The sequence below is a fragment of the Enterococcus phoeniculicola ATCC BAA-412 genome, from assembly GCF_000407505.1.
GTDB classification, from domain to species: domain Bacteria; phylum Bacillota; class Bacilli; order Lactobacillales; family Enterococcaceae; genus Enterococcus_K; species Enterococcus_K phoeniculicola.
The window spans coordinates 1,082,025-1,101,268 of the sequence record NZ_ASWE01000001.1; the positions used below are offsets into that span (position 1 = coordinate 1,082,025).

Sequence of the window (19,244 nt, forward strand, 5' to 3'; positions counted from 1 at the left end):
GTATAAGATATATCACATGATGATATATCTCTGAGTGATACAAGGAGTGAAGAGTATGGAGGATGCATTAACAGATTCCACTTATTTGATTATGTTGGCATTGTTACGGCCACAGCATGGATATGCCATTATGAAGGAGGTTAGTGAGTTAACGAAAGGAACTGTTGAAATTGGTCCAGCAAGTATGTATACCATATTAAAAAAATTACAGAAAAATCACTACATTGTATTAGAAGAAACAACTGATCGGAAAAAAATATATTCTATTACCGATTTAGGGAAAGAAATTCTAAAAAAAGACATTCAAAGACGAAAACTCTTTTTCGAAGCTGGGGAACAGCTATTAGCCGAAGGAGGAAACGCATGATTATTAAGAATCGAAAATATCTGATTACAAGCGGTGTCATGTTCTATCCTGAGTTAGAAATGACCATATTAAAAAAACAAGCGCTACAAGGATGGAAGTTTGTCAGAATGACGAGTTTTGGCGTATTAGTCTTTAAAAAAGGATGTCCAGAAGAAAAACAATTTGCTGTTGATTTTTACGATGGTGAAAAAAATGATATTCCGGACTATTTAGCTTTGTATGAGGAAGCAGGTTGGAAAACTATTTATAATTATCGAAAAAAATATTTTTATTTTGAGGCTCCTCTGAATGCCTCACCTATTTATACTGATCCGCAAAGTTATCGAGAAAGAATTTATAAAGAATGGAGTTGGGCAGTTTTTCGCAGCCTAGTTACATTTCCTATTGGAATAGCAATGATTTATTTATTAGTTATCACTAGACAGGAAACTGGTACTCCTTTATCCAATGAATGGATTCGCTTTTTCTTATACTTTTTTGGCTTTCTATTTGCTTTTTGGCCTGTTGGAATGATCGTGAATGTTCTTTTCTCACGTCTCACTTATGGAAAGCGAATTGAATTTTATAAGGAGCCTGAGAAGTTTGCGAAAAAGCAGCGAAAAATACGGGATGTAATTATTTTAATGATTATTGGTGGTTTTATGGGGGGCTGTATAAGCTTTCTCATGATTCATCTACTAGGAAACTTATTATAAAAAGGAGTGAAGGTTATGTTAGAAGTGAAAGATTTGGTAAAAACTTTTGGAGATTATACAGCTGTAGATAATCTTAGCTTTACAATTCCGGAAGGAAAAATTATGGGATTAATTGGACAAAACGGGGCAGGGAAGACAACTACGTTTCGGTTGATTTTAGATTTCTTATCTGCAGATTCTGGTGAAGTTCTTTGGAATGGCCATACGCTTAATGAAAAAGATTATGACATCATTGGCTATCTTCCAGAAGAACGGGGACTGTATCCTAAAATATCTATTCAAGATCAGCTAATTTATTTTGCTGCACTTCGTGGGAAATCAAAAAAAGAAATTGAACCTAAAATTGACGAATGGATGGAAAAATTTCAGGTTAAAGGAAAGAAAACAGATAAAGTAAAATCTTTATCTAAAGGGAATCAGCAAAAAGTACAACTTATTGCAACATTAATTCATGAACCAAAGCTAATTATTTTAGATGAACCATTTAGCGGGCTGGATCCGGTAAATGCAGAACTTTTAAAAGATGGCATTATTGAACTAAAGGAAAAAGGCTCTTGTGTTATATTTTCAAGTCATAATATGGATAACGTGGAAAAAATTTGTGATCATTTAATTATGTTAAATAATGGTCGAACAGTGCTGAACGGTAAGGTTCATGAGATTCGCCAATCTTTTGGTCGAACAAAAGTATTTTTAGAATCAGACTTATCTTTGGAAAACGTTCAATCCATTGAAGGCGTCAAAGAAGCACATCAAAGAGAAGATAAGAGTATAGAAGTCACTTTATCTGATCCAAAAGCAGGGGAAGAAATTTTTGCTCGTGCGACACAGTTTGGCTATATTCCTATGTTCAATCAACAACCGCCAACCTTAGAAGAAATATTTAAAATGAAAGCTGGTGCTACACATGAATAAGTTTTGGATTATTACGTCAGATGTTTATAAGAAAAATGTGAAATCAATCTCCTTTTTAATTATGATCCTTGTTCCATTTATTATGGTAGGTGTTGTTTATCTAGCAGGTACTTTTGCTGGAAATATGTCCGAAGTCGATAAAATCGGACTTGTTTCAAATCAACCTGAACTTGCTGAGGCGTTAGCGAAAGATAAAACAGGAGACTACAAGTTTACAGTGGTCAACTCTGAGGATAGCGCACAAAAACAACTAAAAGACGAAAAAATTGATGCATACATGGTACTAACCATTGATGGAGAAAACGTAAAAGGGGAACTTTTTAGTGAGTCTTCTATGGGGCAAAGTACAGAGTTAATTCTTCAGCAAACCCTTGCCTCTCTTCAATCATCCGGTCGCGCAGCCCAGCTTGGATTGAATGCAGAAGAAGTGGCCAGCTTGAGTCAGCCAGCCGAATTTGTGAAACAAAAAGTCAGTTTTGATGAAGATGGAAAGATGCAAGTAGGCGAAGACAACAGTGCACTGCAATTTATTGTTAGCTATGTTGCAACAATTCTTTTATTTGTCATTATTTTGACCTACGCACAAATTATCGCTCAAGAGATTGCTTCTGAGAAAGGAACACGTATTATGGAAGTAATCTTATCAAGCACAAAAGCACAAACTCATTTTTATGGAAAATTGACTGGTGTTTTACTTGTTGCAGTTACACAAATTGTTTTGTATGCCGCAGTTTTTGGCGCAAGTTATATGAAGTTTAAAGACCTTGAAATCGTTAAGCAATTTACAGAAAGTGGTTCGTTACAAAAAATTATTGGCCCATTCTTAGGTTACACTGTTATTTTTATCATTTTAGGTATTCTTATCTATTCTGTTTTGGCTGCATTATGTGGATCTCTTGTTAATAAAGCAGAGGATACAGCAAAAGCGATTTTACCGGTTACGTATTTATCACTAGGTGCCTACATGCTAGGACTGACTTTAGGTGCAGCGGATCCTAACAATATTGTGATTCGAGTAACTTCGTATATTCCGTTTCTCTCATCTTATGTGATGCCTATTCGTTTAGCTAACGAAACAGTTGGCATGGGTGGTGCTGCAATCTCTGTTGTTGTTTTATTAATTTCAACTTTCATTCTCATGTTCTTATCAGCTGCTCTGTATAAATCAAACGTATTAGTTTACAGTGAAGGTGGACTCATTTCTTCCTTGAAACAATCCATCTCAATTATGAGAAATGAGAAAAAAAAATAGATGTATTGTAAGTGAAGAGGTTGGGACAGAAACATTCAGCTCCGAGAACAGGTACTGTACATCGTCGGAAGTAAGGGTTCGTAATCTGTAGCAGCGAATAGGTATATTTCATCTCTGCGTTTCGTTAGATTTCACGAGAGTGTACTTGCGACATAAGTCTCATCAAAAAAGACGACCGAAAATCTTTTATACGATTTTCGGTCGTCTTTTTTTTTAGTGGATTTAAAAATCTTCCTTGATTGTGCTCATGTTCAACCTACATTTATCCAAATAGATCAAAATAATTGACGAGAGAAAAAAAGAAATAGACAATAGAGAAAACGCATTATTAAGGAGGAGTCACTTTGGATAAAACGAAAACATTAGCTAACGGTCTTCAAATGCCGCGTCTTGGGCTAGGTGTTTGGCGCGTAGAGGATAGCGAAGCTGAAAAAGCAGTTGGATGGGCACTTGAGGCTGGCTATCGAATGATTGATACAGCAATGGTCTACAAAAATGAGAAGGGGGTAGGAGAAGGCATTCGTCACTCTTCTGTTCCCAGAGAGGATATCTTTGTTACAACAAAACTTTGGAACGATGATCAAGGATATGAGTCCGCATTAAAGGCTTTTGACGCTAGCTTAGAGCGTCTTGGGCTTGACTATGTCGATTTATATTTAATTCATTGGCCTGTTGCTGGAAAGTATAAAGATTCTTGGCGAGCATTAGAGGAAATTTATGCAAGTGGTCGTGCAAAAGCCATTGGCGTATCAAATTTCCACCAACACCATCTAGAAGATTTGATGACCAGCGCAACAATCAAACCAATGGTGGATCAGATAGAAATTCATCCAACGCTTACTCAAGAGCCTTTGCGTGCGTATCTTGCTTCAGAATCTATTGCTGTTGAAGCATGGTCTCCATTAGGTCAAGGAAAAATATTAGAAACACCGACTCTTATAGAAATCGGAAAAAAATATGGAAAATCAGCCGCTCAGGTGATTATTCGCTGGCATCTTCAAAACGATATTATTGTCATTCCAAAATCTTCTCATGAAGGTCGAATTAAAGAGAATTTTGATGTGACGGATTTCGAATTAACGCCAGAAGAAATCCAACAAATTAATGCGCTGAATATTGATGAACGACTTGGATCAAACCCTGACTCATTCGATTTTTAAATAAAACAGAGGTCATTTTAACCCAATTTTATACAAAAAAAGAATCCAGATGCCAATCAATTTGACTGGTATCTGGATTTTTCGTTAAGATTTACATTCCAAGCATACCCTCGTAAAATCGAACGAAACAGAGGGAAGAGAGGGCGTGCATTTCCATTCCGTGTTGAGGAGGGGCAACTCATCAATCTTTAAAGGCAGGACGCTCTTAGAGATTAAATGTCTCCAGTTCGTTTGTCTCTCAACAAGTTCTACGCATGAAACGTGCGTAGTTAGAGGCTTCGGAAATTGGTTGAATTTGCCTCTCTATTTGGTTCTCTGAGCTGAATACTTCTGTTAAAACTTCGTCTGATTCACGATAATGAGCGTATCTCATCTATCTTAAAACTTTACAGTAGAAATTAACTGCTTGTCTTTAATACGATATATCTCATCACAGAAAGTTTCGTAAAAGTGACTATCATCTGAAATCACAATGGCGCTTCCTTTAAATTCTTTAATCGCTAAGGCTAGAGAAGTTTTACTTTTTTCATCTAAGTGTTTTGTTGGATCATCCAAAATCAGTACATTACATCCGGTCAATGTTAGGTCGCAAATTTTTATCTTTGTTTGTTCTCCACCACTTAATGTTGCTATCTCTCTAGAAGCTAATTCTTCTGGTAAACCGCATTTAGCCAATTCACGTCGGATAATTTCATACGTGAGCGTAACGTGCGTTTCTGCTAAATAATCTATCGGTGTAATTCGTTCATTCTCCCAATAGAGTTCTTGCAAAAAATAATTGATATGTGTATTGGGTGAAAAATGTACTTGTCCAGATATTTGTGGATATTCAGAAAGTAAGGTTTTAACTAACGTTGTTTTCCCACTACTTTCTTCTCCTGTAAAAACTAGTTTCTTTCCCTTTTTCAAAACCATGTTGATATTTTTAATCAATGGTTCAGTATACCCTACGGTTAAGTCATTAGTTTTTATTAATTCTGTTGAACTTGTCGGTGTATATTTGAATTTAATTGAAGCAATGGGGGTGCTTTTTAGCTCCTCAATCCTCTCTATTTTCTCTAAATGCTTACGTCTTCCTTGTGCCATTTTTGTATGAATTCCCGCAATATTTCTTCGAATAAATTCTTCTGTTTCTTTGATTTTTCTTTGTTGTGCGACATAGTCATTCTGGTGCGTTTCTACCTTTAATTTTTTTAGCTTTAAATACTCCTCATAGCCCATATGATATTTTTCTATCTTTTTAAAGTCGACATCACAAATACAATTGGCAATCTTTTTGACAAAAGAAAAATCATGCGATACAACAATAAACGCGCCATTGAATTTTTGCAAATAATTGGCTAGCCACTCTGTATTCTCTTTGTCTAAGTAGTTGGTTGGTTCATCCAATATCATGACTGTTGGCTTTTCCAACAAGAGTTTAGCTAACATAATTTTTAGTCGTTGCCCTTGTCCCAAAGCAATCATTTTTCCGCCCATATAAATGTGGTCTAAGCCTAACCCTTGTACAATCAAATTAGTGAATTGCTGTATCGTGTAAAAGTCTCTACTTTCTAATTGCGATTGGATTTCTGCTGCTTGATTCAATAATTTTTCCTCACCTGAATCAGCAAATTCTGAATACAACTTCGTCATTTTTGATTCAAGAGCAAATAAATCTTTATACGCCTCTAGGAGATAATCTTCTACTGTACAATTTTCATCAATTGTAACAAATTGATCGATATAGCCAACTTTGGTTTGCTTGTGCCACTTTATTTCTCCTTTATCTGGCATAATATCTGCCAACAGTAGTTTTAACAGGGTACTTTTTCCAGAGCCGTTTGGACCGACAACTGCCATATGATCGTCATCCATCAGCTTAAACGAACTTTTTTTATACAACATTTCTTCTGAATATGAATATTCTAAATCTACTACATTTAATACTTCCATTTTTCTTCCTCCTATACTTGCTGAAAACAAAAAGAGACCAAGACATAGAAATGTCTTGGCCTTCTCATTCTCAGCAAAAAACAAATAAAGATAGTACAATGAACCATACTAATCTTTGTCAATTCTTTACTGATGAATATAGGAAGTACTCTATTTTTCCTTCCCTCTAATTAAGCTCCATACAACACTTCATCAAATTAAGTTGTAGGGAGCAAGTAGTCGATATATATAATGGATACATGAAAAAAACTCCTTCCTCGCTCTTAAACTCTATCATAGTATAATTTATTAGGCAATATTAACTTGTTGCAATCTAAAAAATGAGCCCATTTTTAAAATTGCACTCTGATTCAAAAAACACCATTGATACTGCTCAACAACCACTTTATTAAACTCTTCTTCCTCTAAATAATCAGTAGAGACATTTCACTTGCAGCTGTCCTAATTACTACTTAAAAGTTGAGCCTATGACTAGGCACTGAATAGCAAAAGAAGGTTAGACAAAGGGGAAGAACCCTTAAGAATTTTGTCTCCTAAGGGTTCAGTAAATTAGGTTAATGATTGCTACATTTCATTTACAAAGTAATCAAATAAAGCCTGATCTTTTTGTTCTACGGTATGGGTGAGTTCTGGATGCCACTGCACACCTAAGATTGCCGAGCCATCTTTTGCTTCAACGGCTTCAATAATTCCATCTGTTGCCCAAGCAGTAGCTACTAAATTAGGAGCCAACTCCTTAATCGCCTGGTGATGATAAGAATTAACATAAGAACCATCTTGAACGAGCATGCTTAGTTTACTTGTTGCATCAACCGTAACACTATGGGTAGAAAATTGTGGAGCTGTTGGTTGTTGACCATGTTTGACTTGCCAGTTCTCATATAAAGAAAGATCTTGATAGAGACTTCCTCCCATCACAATATTCAGTAACTGTGTACCACGGCAAACAGTAAATATCGGTTTCTTTTGTTCGATAGCTTCTTTAATTAAAGCCGCTTCAAAAAGATCGCGATGGTAATTTGTTTCTTCAAGTTTTGGGTGCGGTTGCTCATTATAAAGGCGTGGGCTCACATCTTGACCACCTGCCAGTAATAGTTTATCAACTTTTCCAATATACTCTTTCGCATTATTTGGATCACTGACTGGCAGAACGAAAGGAAGTCCTCCTGCTTCTGACACGCCATTTATAAATCCTTGAGGAGTGTAGGTAACAAGATTGCCATTAAATACATCTGTTGCGTGAATTAACTGATTGCCAGCAATTCCAATTATTGGTTGGTTCACATAATCATTCCTTTCATTTTCCTACCTATTGTATCATGTTCATTGAACATTCAAAAATTTTTAGTTTTTATTAAGGAGCGTATTTTGATAAACGAAAGTTATTTGCATTTGTTATTTTTTTTGGTATACTCAAATCATATCTGAATACAAATGGTTGGGCGAAAGCTTTCAAGGATCAGGTTCTTCAAGGGGTGAGAAGAACGGGGAAAGAAAGCATCCACCAACAACTAATCATTGTCATTTCAAAGACACTGGACTTTCTTAAAAGGTTCAGTGTCTTTTTTTGTCAAGAAAAGGATGTGAATGTCATGTTAGAGGCAATACAAAAGATTCAAGAAGCAGAACGTCACAATGAACAATTGAAAGAAGCACTTATCCAATCATTGAAGAAAAAACAGGAAGAGCAAACACAAGAATTGCAGACGATCCAAAAAAACTTGCGAGAAAAAACACTCCACGAGGTTGAGCTTCTAGAGTCTAATTTGCAGGAAGCTCTTCAAAACGAGAAAAAAGAATGGCTTTTGTCTGCGGAAAAAACCAGAAAAAATTATCAGCGACTCTATGAAGAGCGAAAAGATGAAGCAGTCAAGACTATTATTGAAAGGGTGAAACAAACCTATGGCCGTCTCTAAAATGGAGAAAGTTTCCATTATTTTGGAAAAAACACAGCTAGAGAACGTCTTGCAGACACTTCAAGGGCTACAAGCCATTGAGGTACGAGATTTATCTCAGAAATCGGCTAGCAACCGTTGGATAGAAACCTATTTTTCTGATGCTTTTAATGAGAAACAGGAATCAAAAGAAGAGGAGCTTCACTATCTATTAATCAAAATTGAAGAAGCAAGTTTATTTATTCAACGAAACAGTGTCAATAAAAAAAAGAACACGCTACGTAGACAAGAAATTTCTTTAAAGGAACTTGAACAAACATTTAATGAAACCCAGTTTTCACCTCTACTTGAAAAAATTCTTACGTTAAAAAAGGAATGGGAAGCTCTCCAAGAAAAAAAAGAAGCGCTTCTGAAAAAAGAAAATTGGTTAGAAAATTGGCGCTATCTAGATATAAGTCCTAATGAATGGCTATCTTCTGAAACACAACTTACACTGGGAATCATTCGGGAAGCTTCTCGCGTTGATTTTATCGATATGCTTAGAGAAAAGACAGAGACCCATGTAGAAGAGCTCTTCCATCATCCAACAGAGACCTATATAGGTCTTCTAAATTTAAAAACACAGCAACCACTTGTTGAAGAGATACTCACTCAATTTCATTTTATGAAAGTAGACTATCCATATAACCACGCGCCTAAAAAAGAACAAGCTCTAGTAAAAGAAGAGCTAGCTTTTCTTTCTGCTAAAGAAAAGGAGCTATTCACACAAATAAATAATAATCATTCGCTGATTCGAGAGCTTCAGTGGGCAGAAGAAGTTGTCCTTGCACATATTGAACGTGAAAAAATTAAGCATCAGCTCTTACAAGCAAAGCATCTAACGATCGTTCAGGGATGGATAGCTTCTGAAGACAAACAACCGCTAACCGAGTTTCTTTCTCAAGAATTAGGAAAACAAGCGGTATACATCAGCTTTGAAGCACCCACAAAAGAGGAAATCACAACAGAAATTCCAACAAAGCTGAACAATCATCCCCTCATACGTCCGTTTGAAATGCTAACAGAAATGTATAGCTTGCCAAAGTATGAAGAGATTGATCCGACACCCTGGATGGCACCATTTTACTTTGTTTTTTTTGGAATGATGGTTGCAGATATTGGTTATGGGCTAGTTATGCTTTTAGGAACCTTACTGTTTCAAAAGCTTCAAGTACTTCCAAAAGGAACCGCACGCTTTGTAAAGTTTTTTCAAATACTTTCTATTCCCACTATGTTATGGGGGCTTGTGTATAGTTCGTTTTTCGGCATGGCTTTACCCACAGAAGTATTTGGTATTTCCTTGCCATTTCCACTTCTTTCCACCACGGATGACATGGAAACAATCTTAATTTTATCGGTTGTCTTCGGGTTTATACAAATACTTGTCGGATTATTTATTGCAGGAAAAGAGCATATCAAGAAAAAAGAATATTTATCTGCTATAAGCAATGGATTTTCTTGGCAGGGAATTCTAATAGGCTTGGCACTGGTAGCGATTGGTGGTCTACTTTTGAAGAGTCAGGCGGTTCTATTAACTGGAAGTATCATTGCAGGCTTATCCGCACTCTCTATTTTAGTCATCCCGATTATTCAGTCTCCTTCTAAACTAAAAGGGGCGGCAAAAGGCGCTTATAATCTCTATGGAGTGACTGGCTATATCGGTGATTTGGTCAGTTATACACGGTTAATGGCTTTAGGAATTTCAGGAGGAAGTATTGCCTCTGCATTTAATTTGTTAGTGGCATTTATGCCGCCAGTTGCAAGATTTACTATCGGTATTTTACTGATTCTTGTCCTGCATGCCTTAAATCTGTTTTTATCATTATTAGGCGCATATGTACATGGGGCACGACTCCAATATGTAGAATACTTTGGAAAGTTTTACTCAGGTGGGGGAAGACCGTTTCGCCCATTGAAAACAGCAGAAAAATATATGAATATTGAATCGAAAAAAAAGAATCAACAGGAGGAATTTTAGACAATGATGGACTACTTAATTAATCAAAATGGCGGTATGGTATTTGCTGTACTAGCAATGGCTACAGCAACAATTTTCTCAGGTATCGGATCAGCAAAAGGAGTGGGGATGACAGGAGAAGCGGCAGCAGCATTGACAACAAGTCAACCAGAAAAATTCGGACAAGCCCTCATTCTTGAGCTATTACCAGGGACACAAGGCTTATATGGATTCGTAATTGCCTTCTTAATTTTCATTAACTTATCAGGTGATATGACTGTCATCCAAGGGTTAGGATACTTAGGTGCCTCATTACCTATTGCATTTACTGGTCTATTTTCAGGAATTGCACAAGGACGAGTAGCGGCAGCTGGTATTCAAATTCTTGCTAAAAAACCAGAACATGCGACTAAAGGAATCATTTTTGCTGCAATGGTTGAAACTTACGCCATTTTAGGATTAGTTATTTCCTTCCTACTTGTCCTAAATGTTTAACAGGAGGGAATAGTACATGGATTCGATTGAAAAAATTATTCAACAAATTAATGAAAAATCGGCTGAAGAACGTACACTTATCGAAACGACAGAACAGACAAGACAAACAAATGAGTTTTTTGAAAAAAAGAAACAAATAGAAGAAACAGCAGCTAAACAAAGAGAAAAACAACTGCAGCAAGTCACTCAGAAGTATAAGCAGCTGCAAACACGGCAACAAATGGAGAGCCGACAACAATTGTTAACAGAAAAACAGCAATTTCTGAACAGTCTGTTTACAGAAGCACTTTATGCCATGCAAAGCTGGACAAAACAAGACCAACGCCAATTTGCAAAAGAGGCTTTGTCCACACTTCCTTTAACTGGAGAACAAATATTTTTAGCTGGCGAAAAATCAACTGAAATCTTTACAAAAGAATGGCTTTCACTAATCACCAAAGAACTGCCCTATCAGTTGAGACTCTCTAAGAGTTTAGTACCAAATCAAGCTGGATTTTTAATTGATGATCATGGTGTACAGTACAATTTTCTGTATAAAAATCTTATTCAGGACATTGAAGAATCCGTGCGCTTTGAAATGGCCACATATTTATTCGGATAGGAGGGATATTTTTGAAGCAAGCTAGCTATCATACAGTAAACCCGTTAATTCGAGGAAAAGAATTAGAATTACTTTCACAAGAAACCATCGATCGACTCATTCAGGCTGCTACTGTGGAAGAAGTCGGTCAGTTACTAATGACGACCATCTATCGAGAATTTATCTATGAGGGCTTTGAGCATGATTTCGAAAAAAATCTAGCGATTCAAAGAAGTCGGCTTTTTCGCTGGCTTGTTGAAATTACACCGCAAAAAGAACTCGTCTGGATTTACACCATGCGCTACACCTTTCATAATTTGAAAGTTTTCAGTAAAGCATTATTTATTGGTGAAGAGCTTGATCATCTATTTATAGACGACGGTCTTTACGAAAAAGAATGGCTGAAGGAAGCAATCTCATCAGGTACGTCAACGCGCTTACCCGCACTACTGATGGACAGCATTCATGAAGTAAATGAGTATCTAGAAGAATCAACTATTTTACAAGGAATTGATGTCATTTATGATCGGCATTTTTTGACTGCGCAACGGCAACTTGGAGAAAAATTAAATTCTCCTGAATTACTGGAAGAAATCATTGCGTTTATTGATTTGACTAATATTTCGACGGTCGCTCGTGGAATTAGACAAAATCGAAGTACGGCGTTTATGACAAGTGTACTTTCTAGTTCTGGAAGTATAAAAAAAGAGACCTATTTGCCCTATTCAGAGAAACCTATGAAAGAGTTTATTCTTTTTCTGAAGGATTCACCTTATGGTCAGATAGTTGCTCCTGCTTTAAAAGAGAAAACCATTGATTTCGTGTCATTGGAAGCTTGTACAGAAAACTATTTAACCAGCCAGTATCAACAAGCACAGACAGAAGCATTTGGTCCATTACCACTTTTGGCTTTTTTACATGCAAAAGAAATTGAAGCAAAAAATTTACGAACAATTATCGTAGGAAAACGAGGAAACTTCTCAACGAGTATGATTAGAGAAAGGATGAGACAGCTTGGCTTATAAAATTGGTGTGATAGGAGATAAAGATTCCGTGTTGCCCTTTAAGCTATTCGGCTTTGATGTACGTTATGGTCACTCAGGTAAAGCTGTTCGTCAAAGTATTGAAGAAATGGCAAATAGTAAGTACGGAGTCATTTATGTCACCGAACAATGTGCAGACTTAGCAAAAGAAACCATTCAACGGTACAAAGAAGAAGTCTCACCGGCAATTGTTTTAATTCCCAATCATCAAGGAACAATGGGAACAGGCCTTTCTGATATTCAAAAAAATGTTGAACGGGCAGTTGGTCAAAATATTCTATAAGACAAAGGAGATGGGAAATTGCAAGAAGGAAAAATTATTAAAGTATCCGGTCCTTTAGTCATGGCTGAGAACATGTCAGATGCCAGTATTCAAGATATGTGTCTGGTAGGGGACTTAGGTGTCATTGGAGAAATCATTGAGATGCGTGGAGATGTAGCATCGATTCAAGTATATGAAGAAACATCAGGTATCGGTCCAGGAGAAGCCGTGCGAACGACAGGAGAAGCATTATCTGTTGAATTAGCTCCCGGAATTCTTTCACAAATGTTTGACGGTATTCAACGCCCGCTAGATACATTTATGGAAATCACTAAGAGTAATTTTTTGGCACGTGGTGTACAGCTTCCTGCCCTAGATCACGAGAAAAAATGGCTATTTGAGCCAGTTAAAGCCGTGGGAGAGTCCGTAAGTGCTGGAGATATTATTGGAACTGTTCAAGAAACAGCGATTATTCTCCATAAAATTATGATTCCAAATGGAGTCAAAGGAACGATTAAAGAGATTTATAGCGGGGAATATACCATTGATGAACCCATCTGTGTTCTTGAAACAGAAGAAGGGGACAAAGTGTTAACCATGCTCCAAAAATGGCCAGTTCGTCGGAGTCGGCCAATCAAAGAAAAATTAAATCCGGACGCACCTATGATTACTGGGCAACGAGTGATTGACACATTCTTTCCTGTAACTAAAGGTGGAGCGGCAGCTGTCCCTGGACCATTTGGCGCTGGGAAAACAGTGGTACAGCACCAAATTGCTAAATGGGCAGATGTTGATTTAGTCGTGTATGTAGGCTGTGGGGAACGCGGCAATGAAATGACTGATGTTTTAAACGAATTTCCAGAGCTGATTGATCCTAAAACAGGAGAATCACTTATGGAGCGAACCGTTCTGATTGCTAATACCTCTAATATGCCTGTAGCAGCCAGAGAAGCGTCCATCTACACAGGAATCACCATTGCTGAATATTTCCGTGATATGGGCTACAGCGTTGCAATTATGGCGGATTCTACTTCACGTTGGGCAGAAGCACTACGTGAAATGAGCGGACGGCTAGAAGAAATGCCTGGTGATGAAGGATATCCTGCTTATTTAGGAAGTCGTTTAGCAGAATATTATGAGCGTGCTGGGCGAGTGATTGCTCTTGGATCTGATCATCGTGAAGGAAGTATCACTGCTATCAGTGCGGTTTCTCCTTCAGGTGGAGATATTTCTGAGCCTGTTACACAAAATACTCTACGTGTTGTAAAAGTATTTTGGGGGCTAGATTCATTGTTGGCACAGAAGCGACATTTCCCTTCTATCGATTGGCTGCAAAGCTACTCACTGTATTCTGCAGAAGTTGGGAAATATATGGATCAAGCACTACAAGCAGACTGGTCTGAAATGGTGACTGAAGGAATGCGCATTCTTCAAGAAGAAGCGCAATTAAATGAAATCGTTCGATTAGTCGGTGTGGATTCTTTATCTGATAAAGATCGTCTAACACTTGAGGTGGCAAAATCGATTCGTGAAGATTATCTTCAACAAAATGCGTTTGATGAGGTGGATACATTTACCTCACGAGAAAAACAGTTTAAAATGTTGGATATGATTTTGACTTTCCAAAAAGAAGGACAACGTGCCCTTGAATTGGGCTCTTATTTACATGAAATTATGGATGGGACGGTTCAACTAAGAGACCGAATTGCCAGAAGCAAGTATATCCCAGAATCAGAATTAGAAAAACTAGATAGCTATCTACTGTCTATCAGACAAACAATGCAAGAAATTATCGCTGAAGGAGGGATGTCTCATGATTAAAGAGTATCGAACAATTGGCGAAGTAGTGGGCCCTTTAATGGCGGTTGACAAGGTTTCTGGAGTAAAATATGAAGAGCTAATCGAAGTTCGTATGCAAAATGGCGAGATTCGTCGTGGGCAGGTTCTTGAAGTCCATGAAGATAAAGCGATGGTTCAAATTTTTGAAGGAACAAGTGGCATTAATTTAAGAGACTCTGCCGTTCGTTTTTTAGGTCATCCTTTAGAACTGGCAGTTTCAGAAGATATGATTGGACGAGTATTTGATGGTTTAGGGCGGCCAAAGGATAATGGTCCTGAAATCTTACCAGAAAAAATGGTGGATATTAATGGGGAAGTTATCAATCCAGTCGCCAGAGATTATCCTGATGAATTTATTCAAACAGGAATATCTGCAATTGACCATCTAAATACGCTTGTTCGGGGACAAAAGCTACCAGTATTTTCTGGTTCAGGTTTACCTCATAAGGAACTAGCTGCACAGATTGCACGTCAGGCAAGCGTATTAAATAGTGAGGAAGAATTTGCTGTCGTCTTTGCGGCTATCGGAATTACCTTTGAAGAAGCAGAATTTTTTATGGAAGATTTTCGTCAAACGGGTGCCATCGATCGCTCGGTGATGTTTATGAACCTGGCAAATGATCCTGCAATTGAGCGGATTGCTACACCAAGGATGGCGTTAACTGCTGCAGAATATCTAGCCTATGAAAAAGGAATGCACGTACTAGTTATCATGACAGATATGACAAACTATTGTGAGGCGCTTCGAGAAATTTCTGCTGCTCGCCGAGAAGTTCCTGGTCGCCGTGGCTATCCCGGATATCTATATACAAATTTAGCCACGTTATTTGAACGAGCTGGCCGAATTCGCGGGTTAAAAGGTTCTGTGACACAAATTCCTATTCTCACAATGCCAGAAGATGATAAAACACACCCTATTCCCGATTTAACAGGATATATCACAGAGGGACAAATTATCCTTTCTCGCGAATTGTATAAGAGTGGCATTCAGCCGCCAATTGACGTGCTTCCTTCTTTATCCCGATTAAAAGATAAGGGGACTGGTCCTGGGAAAACACGAGAAGATCATGCTGCCACGATGAATCAGCTTTTTGCAGCTTACGCACAAGGAAAACAGGCAAAAGAATTAGGTGTTGTTTTAGGAGAATCTGCTTTATCAGATAATGACAAATCTTATGCAAAATTTGCAACACAATTTGAGAAAGAATACGTAAACCAAGGATTCACAACTAATCGCTCGATTGAGGAAACGCTTGATTTGGGCTGGAAGCTTTTGTCCATGCTGCCGCGTACAGAGCTGAAACGAATAAAAGATGATATGTTAGATCAGTATTTACCTGAAGGGGCGTGAGTCTAATCGCACATTTAAATGTTAATCCTACCCGGATGGAACTAACCCGTTTGAAAAAACAATTGTCAACAGCCAGTCGAGGGTATAAACTTTTAAAAGACAAGCAAGATGAGCTGATGCGCCAATTTATCTTGCTCATTCGAAAAAATAATGTCTTAAGAAAAGAAGTTGAGGCTGCGCTTCATCAATCCATGCAGGATTTTGTTTTAGCAAATGCTTCAATCGATGAACGATTTATCGAAGAACTGTTTGTATTACCTGCAGAAAAGATTACACTGGACATGGTAGAAAAAAATATCATGAGTGTTAAAGTTCCTTCAATGAGTTTTGACTATGACGAACGTTTAGGAGAAGCACCCTTAGATTATGGCTACCTTAACTCAAATGAACAGCTGGATCGAGCAATTGATCGTTTTACAGAGGTTTTACCTAAATTGTTGGAACTAACAGAAATTGAAAAAACTTGTCAACTACTCTCTGGAGAAATTGAAAAAACACGACGTCGGGTAAATGCATTAGAATACATGACCATTCCTCAGCTGGAAGAGACAATCTATTCGATTCAAATGAAACTAGAAGAAAATGAACGCGCAGAAGTTACACGTTTGATTAAAGTAAAAAATATGGGGTCCACAACTTAAGTGGACTCTTTAAAGGGGTAAAGGACGATGAGAAAGAAAAAAAGACAAGCCACCAAACAAATGACAGCCGTTCAGCTTCTAGCTGTCGGTTTTTTGGTTTTAATCCTTCTTGGAGGCGGGTTACTCACTTTGCCCTTTTTCAGTAATAGTGGGACGTTCACACCGTTTATTGATGCGGTTTTCACAGCCACATCTGCTGTTTGTGTGACAGGACTGACTACGTTAAATACAGTGGAACATTGGAATGAATTTGGTCAATTCCTCATTCTTCTTTTAATTGAAATTGGTGGACTAGGCTTTATGATGATGCCTATTATCTTTTTCACACTTGCAAAAAAGAAAATCAGTCTCAGTACACGAATTGTTTTAAGAGAAGCACTGAACCTAGACGAGATGTCCGGAGTTATGAACCTGATGATTTATATTTTAAAATTGGCTGGTGCGATTCAGCTTATTGGTTCGGTTGCACTCTCTTTTGTCTTTATTCCAAAATTTGGCTGGCTAAAGGGAATCTGGTACAGCGTTTTTCACTCTATTTCCAGCTTCTGTAACGCTGGATTTGATTTATTAGGAGATAGTTTAGCTGGCTATCAGTCCAATGTCTATGTGATTATGGTTGTCTCCGCGTTAATTATTTCAGGCGGGCTAGGATTTCTTGTTTGGAGAGACCTATTAAATTATAAAAAAAATAGACGGTTTTCTTTACACACTCAAATTACTTTAATCGTAACAGTTACACTACTGATTGGTGGAACACTCGTTTTCTTCTTTACAGAACAGAACGCTCGACTGTTAGCTCCTGATGCTTCTTACATCGAACGATTTGTTAATACATTCTTTATGAGCGTTACGCCGAGAACAGCTGGTTATTTCTCCATCGATTATGCTCAAATGAGTCATGCCGGACTGATTATGACCATGTTTTTAATGTATATCGGCGGAACTTCAGGCTCTACAGCAGGTGGACTGAAAACTACCACGTTTGGGGTATTAGTTATCCAGATGTATTCAATGTTCAAAGGACGCACACGAGCAGAGTTTCGTGAACGAACAATTCGCTCAACTGCGGTGATTCGTGCACTTACGCTTTTTTTCTTAACCCTTACGTTATGCGTGGTCACCATCATGATTCTTTCCATTACAGAAACCATTCCTGAAACTTCAGGGATAGAATATATTGCCTTTGAAGTCTTTTCAGCTTTTGGTACAGTGGGGCTGACAATGGGGCTGACCCCTGAGCTATCATTTGTCGGAAAAATCATTATTATTTCTCTTATGTACATTGGGCGAGTGGGCGTGCTTACTGTCGTTTTCTCTCTTATTACAAAAGCTCAACGTCAAGAAGCAAAATACAAATATCCAGAAGAAAGCGTCATGATTGGATAAACAAAAAAGGGCTCTTTGTCAATAAGGACTGATGAGTTATACAAAATCAAATCTGGGTCAGAATGAACCTCATTCTGGCTCAGATTTTTTGTTATCTTACTTTGATTAATTGATTGATCAAAAAGATTCTAATTCTCATGTTCTCAAATGATTTAAATCCGTAGGATACTCGTTTCATTGTCTTTATGTGTGTGTTCTTTGCTTCTATTTTTCCATTGGAGTAAGGGTAGATCATTGCGTTGGTGATGCCTTCTTCATAATTCAGAAGGTTTTGAAGCTTCTTCCGAAAACCGTCATCTAGTGTTTCGGGAAGTTCTGCCAATAAGGAGAAAAATAAGTCAGGGTCTTTGTCTCGAAAGGCTTCAACTAATTCATGAAAAAAGGGATACGCCTCCTTCAGGGGCGCAGAAAAGCCAAGCAATCGATCAATCATCATTGCTTCAGTAAGAAACGGGTATTTTGGCGCTCGGAAACTTTTCCATGTTTTGTATTCATAATGGTTGATGTTTGCACGATTTTTTAGCAGAAAGCGCCAGTTCTTTCTCAGCTTTTCTGCCAGACTTTTCTGTCCTACTTTACGAAGCTCATTCATTTCACGGATACGTAACTCATTGAACGCCTGATTCATGTGTTTGACAATATGAAACCGATCAATCACTACTTTCGCATTTGGCAAAACACGCTTGGTGAGCTGGAAGTAGGCGGCGTTCATGTCTGTAACCAAGAATTCTACTTCTTCTGGATTGGTACAGCCTAAGAAATAGCTTGTTAATCGAGGTAACTTACGCGTAGGCAAGACATCAATTAATTTTCCTGTTTCGCCATCTGCGCAAATAAAGCTCATTTTATCTTCTATGGAAGCGTGCGAACGAAATTCATCAACCATCAATACTCTGGGGAGAATCTTCTTAGATTGCTTTGGTAAATAGCTTTTAAACTCTTTCAATGTACGAATAACGGTGGTCAAAGATACCTGACAGCTTTTCGCAATAAAAGATAAAGATACTTTTTCAGTCAGTAAAGAAGCAATTTTATATCTGACATGATTTGCGATTGAATGTCTAGGTTGGACAAAAGAACTTTGAGCAGTCCAATGAGTTCGACAATTTTTACAGGTATAGCGCTGCTTTTTTAAGCGCATAACCAAAGGCATATGATTGTATTGTTCAAAGCGGACAATCGTTTCCTTCTTCCCGTTTTTCACTACAATTGCTTTCCCATTTCCATCTACCACAGTAGAACCACAACTTCTACACGCACGAGGAGCAGGCGAGAGAACAGCATCGACGATCAACGTCTTTTCCTTCTGAAAGGTCTCGTAAGAGACCTCTGTAATCATCAAATCTTTCTCTATTATTCTCAGCATTTTTTTGATAGAATCATTCATATAGCATATCGTCCTCTCAGTTGTTTATTTTGTGGTGATTTAATC

The 19,244-nt window shown here is 37.7% G+C and carries 18 protein-coding genes and 1 other annotated feature; of the genes, 15 read left to right on the forward strand and 3 right to left on the reverse strand.

Features of this window, described 5'->3' with window-relative positions; translation table 11 throughout:
• The first annotated feature begins 55 nt into the window (after positions 1-55).
• The 5 genes from I589_RS04935 to I589_RS04955 all read left to right on the forward strand — a co-directional run bounded on the left by I589_RS04935 (position 56) and on the right by I589_RS04955 (position 4,389).
• A complete protein-coding gene (locus tag I589_RS04935; protein WP_010769220.1) occupies positions 56-367 on the forward strand; it encodes a PadR family transcriptional regulator in 312 nt (103 codons plus the stop codon).
• Positions 364-1,062, forward strand: coding sequence for a DUF2812 domain-containing protein (locus I589_RS04940; protein ID WP_010769219.1), 699 nt, complete (start codon positions 364-366; stop codon positions 1,060-1,062). Before I589_RS04935 ends, I589_RS04940 begins: the two co-directional genes overlap by 4 nt.
• Positions 1,063-1,077: 15 nt before the next feature.
• On the forward strand, positions 1,078-1,977 hold the full coding sequence (locus I589_RS04945) for an ABC transporter ATP-binding protein (RefSeq protein WP_010769218.1): 900 nt from the start codon (positions 1,078-1,080) through the stop codon (positions 1,975-1,977).
• Entirely contained in the window at positions 1,970-3,229 is a 1,260-nt protein-coding gene (locus tag I589_RS04950) for an ABC transporter permease (protein ID WP_010769217.1), read from the forward strand. The genes I589_RS04945 and I589_RS04950 overlap by 8 nt, the downstream gene beginning before the upstream one ends.
• A 380-nt stretch (positions 3,230-3,609) precedes the next feature.
• Positions 3,610-4,389 (forward strand): aldo/keto reductase, encoded by a 780-nt coding sequence (locus tag I589_RS04955; protein ID WP_081628373.1) that lies wholly within the window; start codon positions 3,610-3,612, stop codon positions 4,387-4,389.
• A 378-nt stretch (positions 4,390-4,767) separates the two neighbouring features.
• On the opposite strand, the gene I589_RS04960 is transcribed toward I589_RS04955, so the two are convergent.
• Positions 4,768-6,324, reverse strand: coding sequence for an ABC-F family ATP-binding cassette domain-containing protein (locus I589_RS04960; protein WP_010769215.1), 1,557 nt, complete (start codon positions 6,322-6,324; stop codon positions 4,768-4,770).
• Between the two features lie 564 nt (positions 6,325-6,888).
• Positions 6,889-7,608: a gamma-glutamyl-gamma-aminobutyrate hydrolase family protein gene (locus I589_RS04965; RefSeq protein ID WP_010769214.1), complete on the reverse strand. Its 720-nt coding sequence runs from the start codon at positions 7,606-7,608 to the stop codon at positions 6,889-6,891.
• Between the two features lie 152 nt (positions 7,609-7,760).
• Positions 7,761-7,809, forward strand: a sequence feature (sodium ion sensor (DUF1646 type); this cis-regulatory element may regulate processes involved in with the transportation of sodium ions).
• 107 nt (positions 7,810-7,916) lie between these two features.
• On the opposite strand from I589_RS04965, the gene I589_RS04970 reads away from it, so the two are divergent.
• The 10 genes from I589_RS04970 to I589_RS05015 are packed head-to-tail and all read left to right on the forward strand — an operon-like array spanning position 7,917 to position 17,812.
• Entirely contained in the window at positions 7,917-8,240 is a 324-nt protein-coding gene (locus I589_RS04970) for a hypothetical protein (RefSeq protein ID WP_010769213.1), read from the forward strand.
• Entirely contained in the window at positions 8,227-10,236 is a 2,010-nt protein-coding gene (locus I589_RS04975) for a V-type ATP synthase subunit I (protein WP_010769212.1), read from the forward strand. The genes I589_RS04970 and I589_RS04975 overlap by 14 nt, the downstream gene beginning before the upstream one ends.
• Before the next feature lie 3 nt (positions 10,237-10,239).
• Positions 10,240-10,710: a V-type ATP synthase subunit K gene (locus I589_RS04980; RefSeq protein ID WP_010769211.1), complete on the forward strand. Its 471-nt coding sequence runs from the start codon at positions 10,240-10,242 to the stop codon at positions 10,708-10,710.
• Between the two features lie 16 nt (positions 10,711-10,726).
• Complete coding sequence (locus I589_RS04985) at positions 10,727-11,311, forward strand: hypothetical protein (RefSeq protein WP_010769210.1); 585 nt, start codon at positions 10,727-10,729, stop codon at positions 11,309-11,311.
• Positions 11,312-11,322: 11 nt separating this feature from the next.
• A complete protein-coding gene (locus I589_RS04990) occupies positions 11,323-12,315 on the forward strand; it encodes a V-type ATPase subunit (RefSeq protein WP_010769209.1) in 993 nt (330 codons plus the stop codon).
• Positions 12,305-12,616: a V-type ATP synthase subunit F gene (locus I589_RS04995; protein WP_010769208.1), complete on the forward strand. Its 312-nt coding sequence runs from the start codon at positions 12,305-12,307 to the stop codon at positions 12,614-12,616. Before I589_RS04990 ends, I589_RS04995 begins: the two co-directional genes overlap by 11 nt.
• Positions 12,617-12,634: 18 nt before the next feature.
• On the forward strand, positions 12,635-14,416 hold the full coding sequence (locus I589_RS05000; protein WP_010769207.1) for a V-type ATP synthase subunit A: 1,782 nt from the start codon (positions 12,635-12,637) through the stop codon (positions 14,414-14,416).
• Entirely contained in the window at positions 14,409-15,785 is a 1,377-nt protein-coding gene (locus I589_RS05005) for a V-type ATP synthase subunit B (RefSeq protein WP_010769206.1), read from the forward strand. The genes I589_RS05000 and I589_RS05005 overlap by 8 nt, the downstream gene beginning before the upstream one ends.
• Positions 15,786-15,790: 5 nt before the next feature.
• On the forward strand, positions 15,791-16,426 hold the full coding sequence (locus I589_RS05010) for a V-type ATP synthase subunit D (RefSeq protein WP_071875930.1): 636 nt from the start codon (positions 15,791-15,793) through the stop codon (positions 16,424-16,426).
• Positions 16,427-16,453: 27 nt separating this feature from the next.
• Positions 16,454-17,812 carry a TrkH family potassium uptake protein gene (locus I589_RS05015; protein ID WP_010769204.1) on the forward strand — a complete coding sequence of 453 codons (1,359 nt, stop codon included), beginning with the start codon at positions 16,454-16,456 and terminating at the stop codon, positions 17,810-17,812.
• Positions 17,813-17,903: 91 nt separating this feature from the next.
• On the opposite strand, the gene I589_RS05020 is transcribed toward I589_RS05015, so the two are convergent.
• Complete coding sequence (locus I589_RS05020; RefSeq protein WP_010766954.1) at positions 17,904-19,199, reverse strand: ISL3 family transposase; 1,296 nt, start codon at positions 19,197-19,199, stop codon at positions 17,904-17,906.
• Positions 19,200-19,244 lie beyond the last annotated feature (45 nt).

Bases quoted from the DNA above. Each gene is read 5' to 3' on its own strand.
- I589_RS04935 (WP_010769220.1), top strand. From the start codon at position 56: ATGGAGGATGCATTAACAGATTCCACTTATTTGATTATGTTGGCATTG.
- I589_RS04940 (WP_010769219.1), top strand. From the start codon at position 364: ATGATTATTAAGAATCGAAAATATCTGATTACAAGCGGTGTCATGTTC.
- I589_RS04945 (WP_010769218.1), top strand. From the start codon at position 1,078: ATGTTAGAAGTGAAAGATTTGGTAAAAACTTTTGGAGATTATACAGCT.
- I589_RS04950 (WP_010769217.1), top strand. From the start codon at position 1,970: ATGAATAAGTTTTGGATTATTACGTCAGATGTTTATAAGAAAAATGTG.
- I589_RS04955 (WP_081628373.1), top strand. From the start codon at position 3,610: ATGCCGCGTCTTGGGCTAGGTGTTTGGCGCGTAGAGGATAGCGAAGCT.
- I589_RS04960 (WP_010769215.1), bottom strand. From the start codon at position 6,324: ATGGAAGTATTAAATGTAGTAGATTTAGAATATTCATATTCAGAAGAA.
- I589_RS04970 (WP_010769213.1), top strand. From the start codon at position 7,917: ATGTTAGAGGCAATACAAAAGATTCAAGAAGCAGAACGTCACAATGAA.
- I589_RS04975 (WP_010769212.1), top strand. From the start codon at position 8,227: ATGGCCGTCTCTAAAATGGAGAAAGTTTCCATTATTTTGGAAAAAACA.
- I589_RS04980 (WP_010769211.1), top strand. From the start codon at position 10,240: ATGATGGACTACTTAATTAATCAAAATGGCGGTATGGTATTTGCTGTA.
- I589_RS04985 (WP_010769210.1), top strand. From the start codon at position 10,727: ATGGATTCGATTGAAAAAATTATTCAACAAATTAATGAAAAATCGGCT.
- I589_RS05005 (WP_010769206.1), top strand. From the start codon at position 14,409: ATGATTAAAGAGTATCGAACAATTGGCGAAGTAGTGGGCCCTTTAATG.
- I589_RS05015 (WP_010769204.1), top strand. From the start codon at position 16,454: ATGAGAAAGAAAAAAAGACAAGCCACCAAACAAATGACAGCCGTTCAG.
- I589_RS05020 (WP_010766954.1), bottom strand. From the start codon at position 19,199: ATGAATGATTCTATCAAAAAAATGCTGAGAATAATAGAGAAAGATTTG.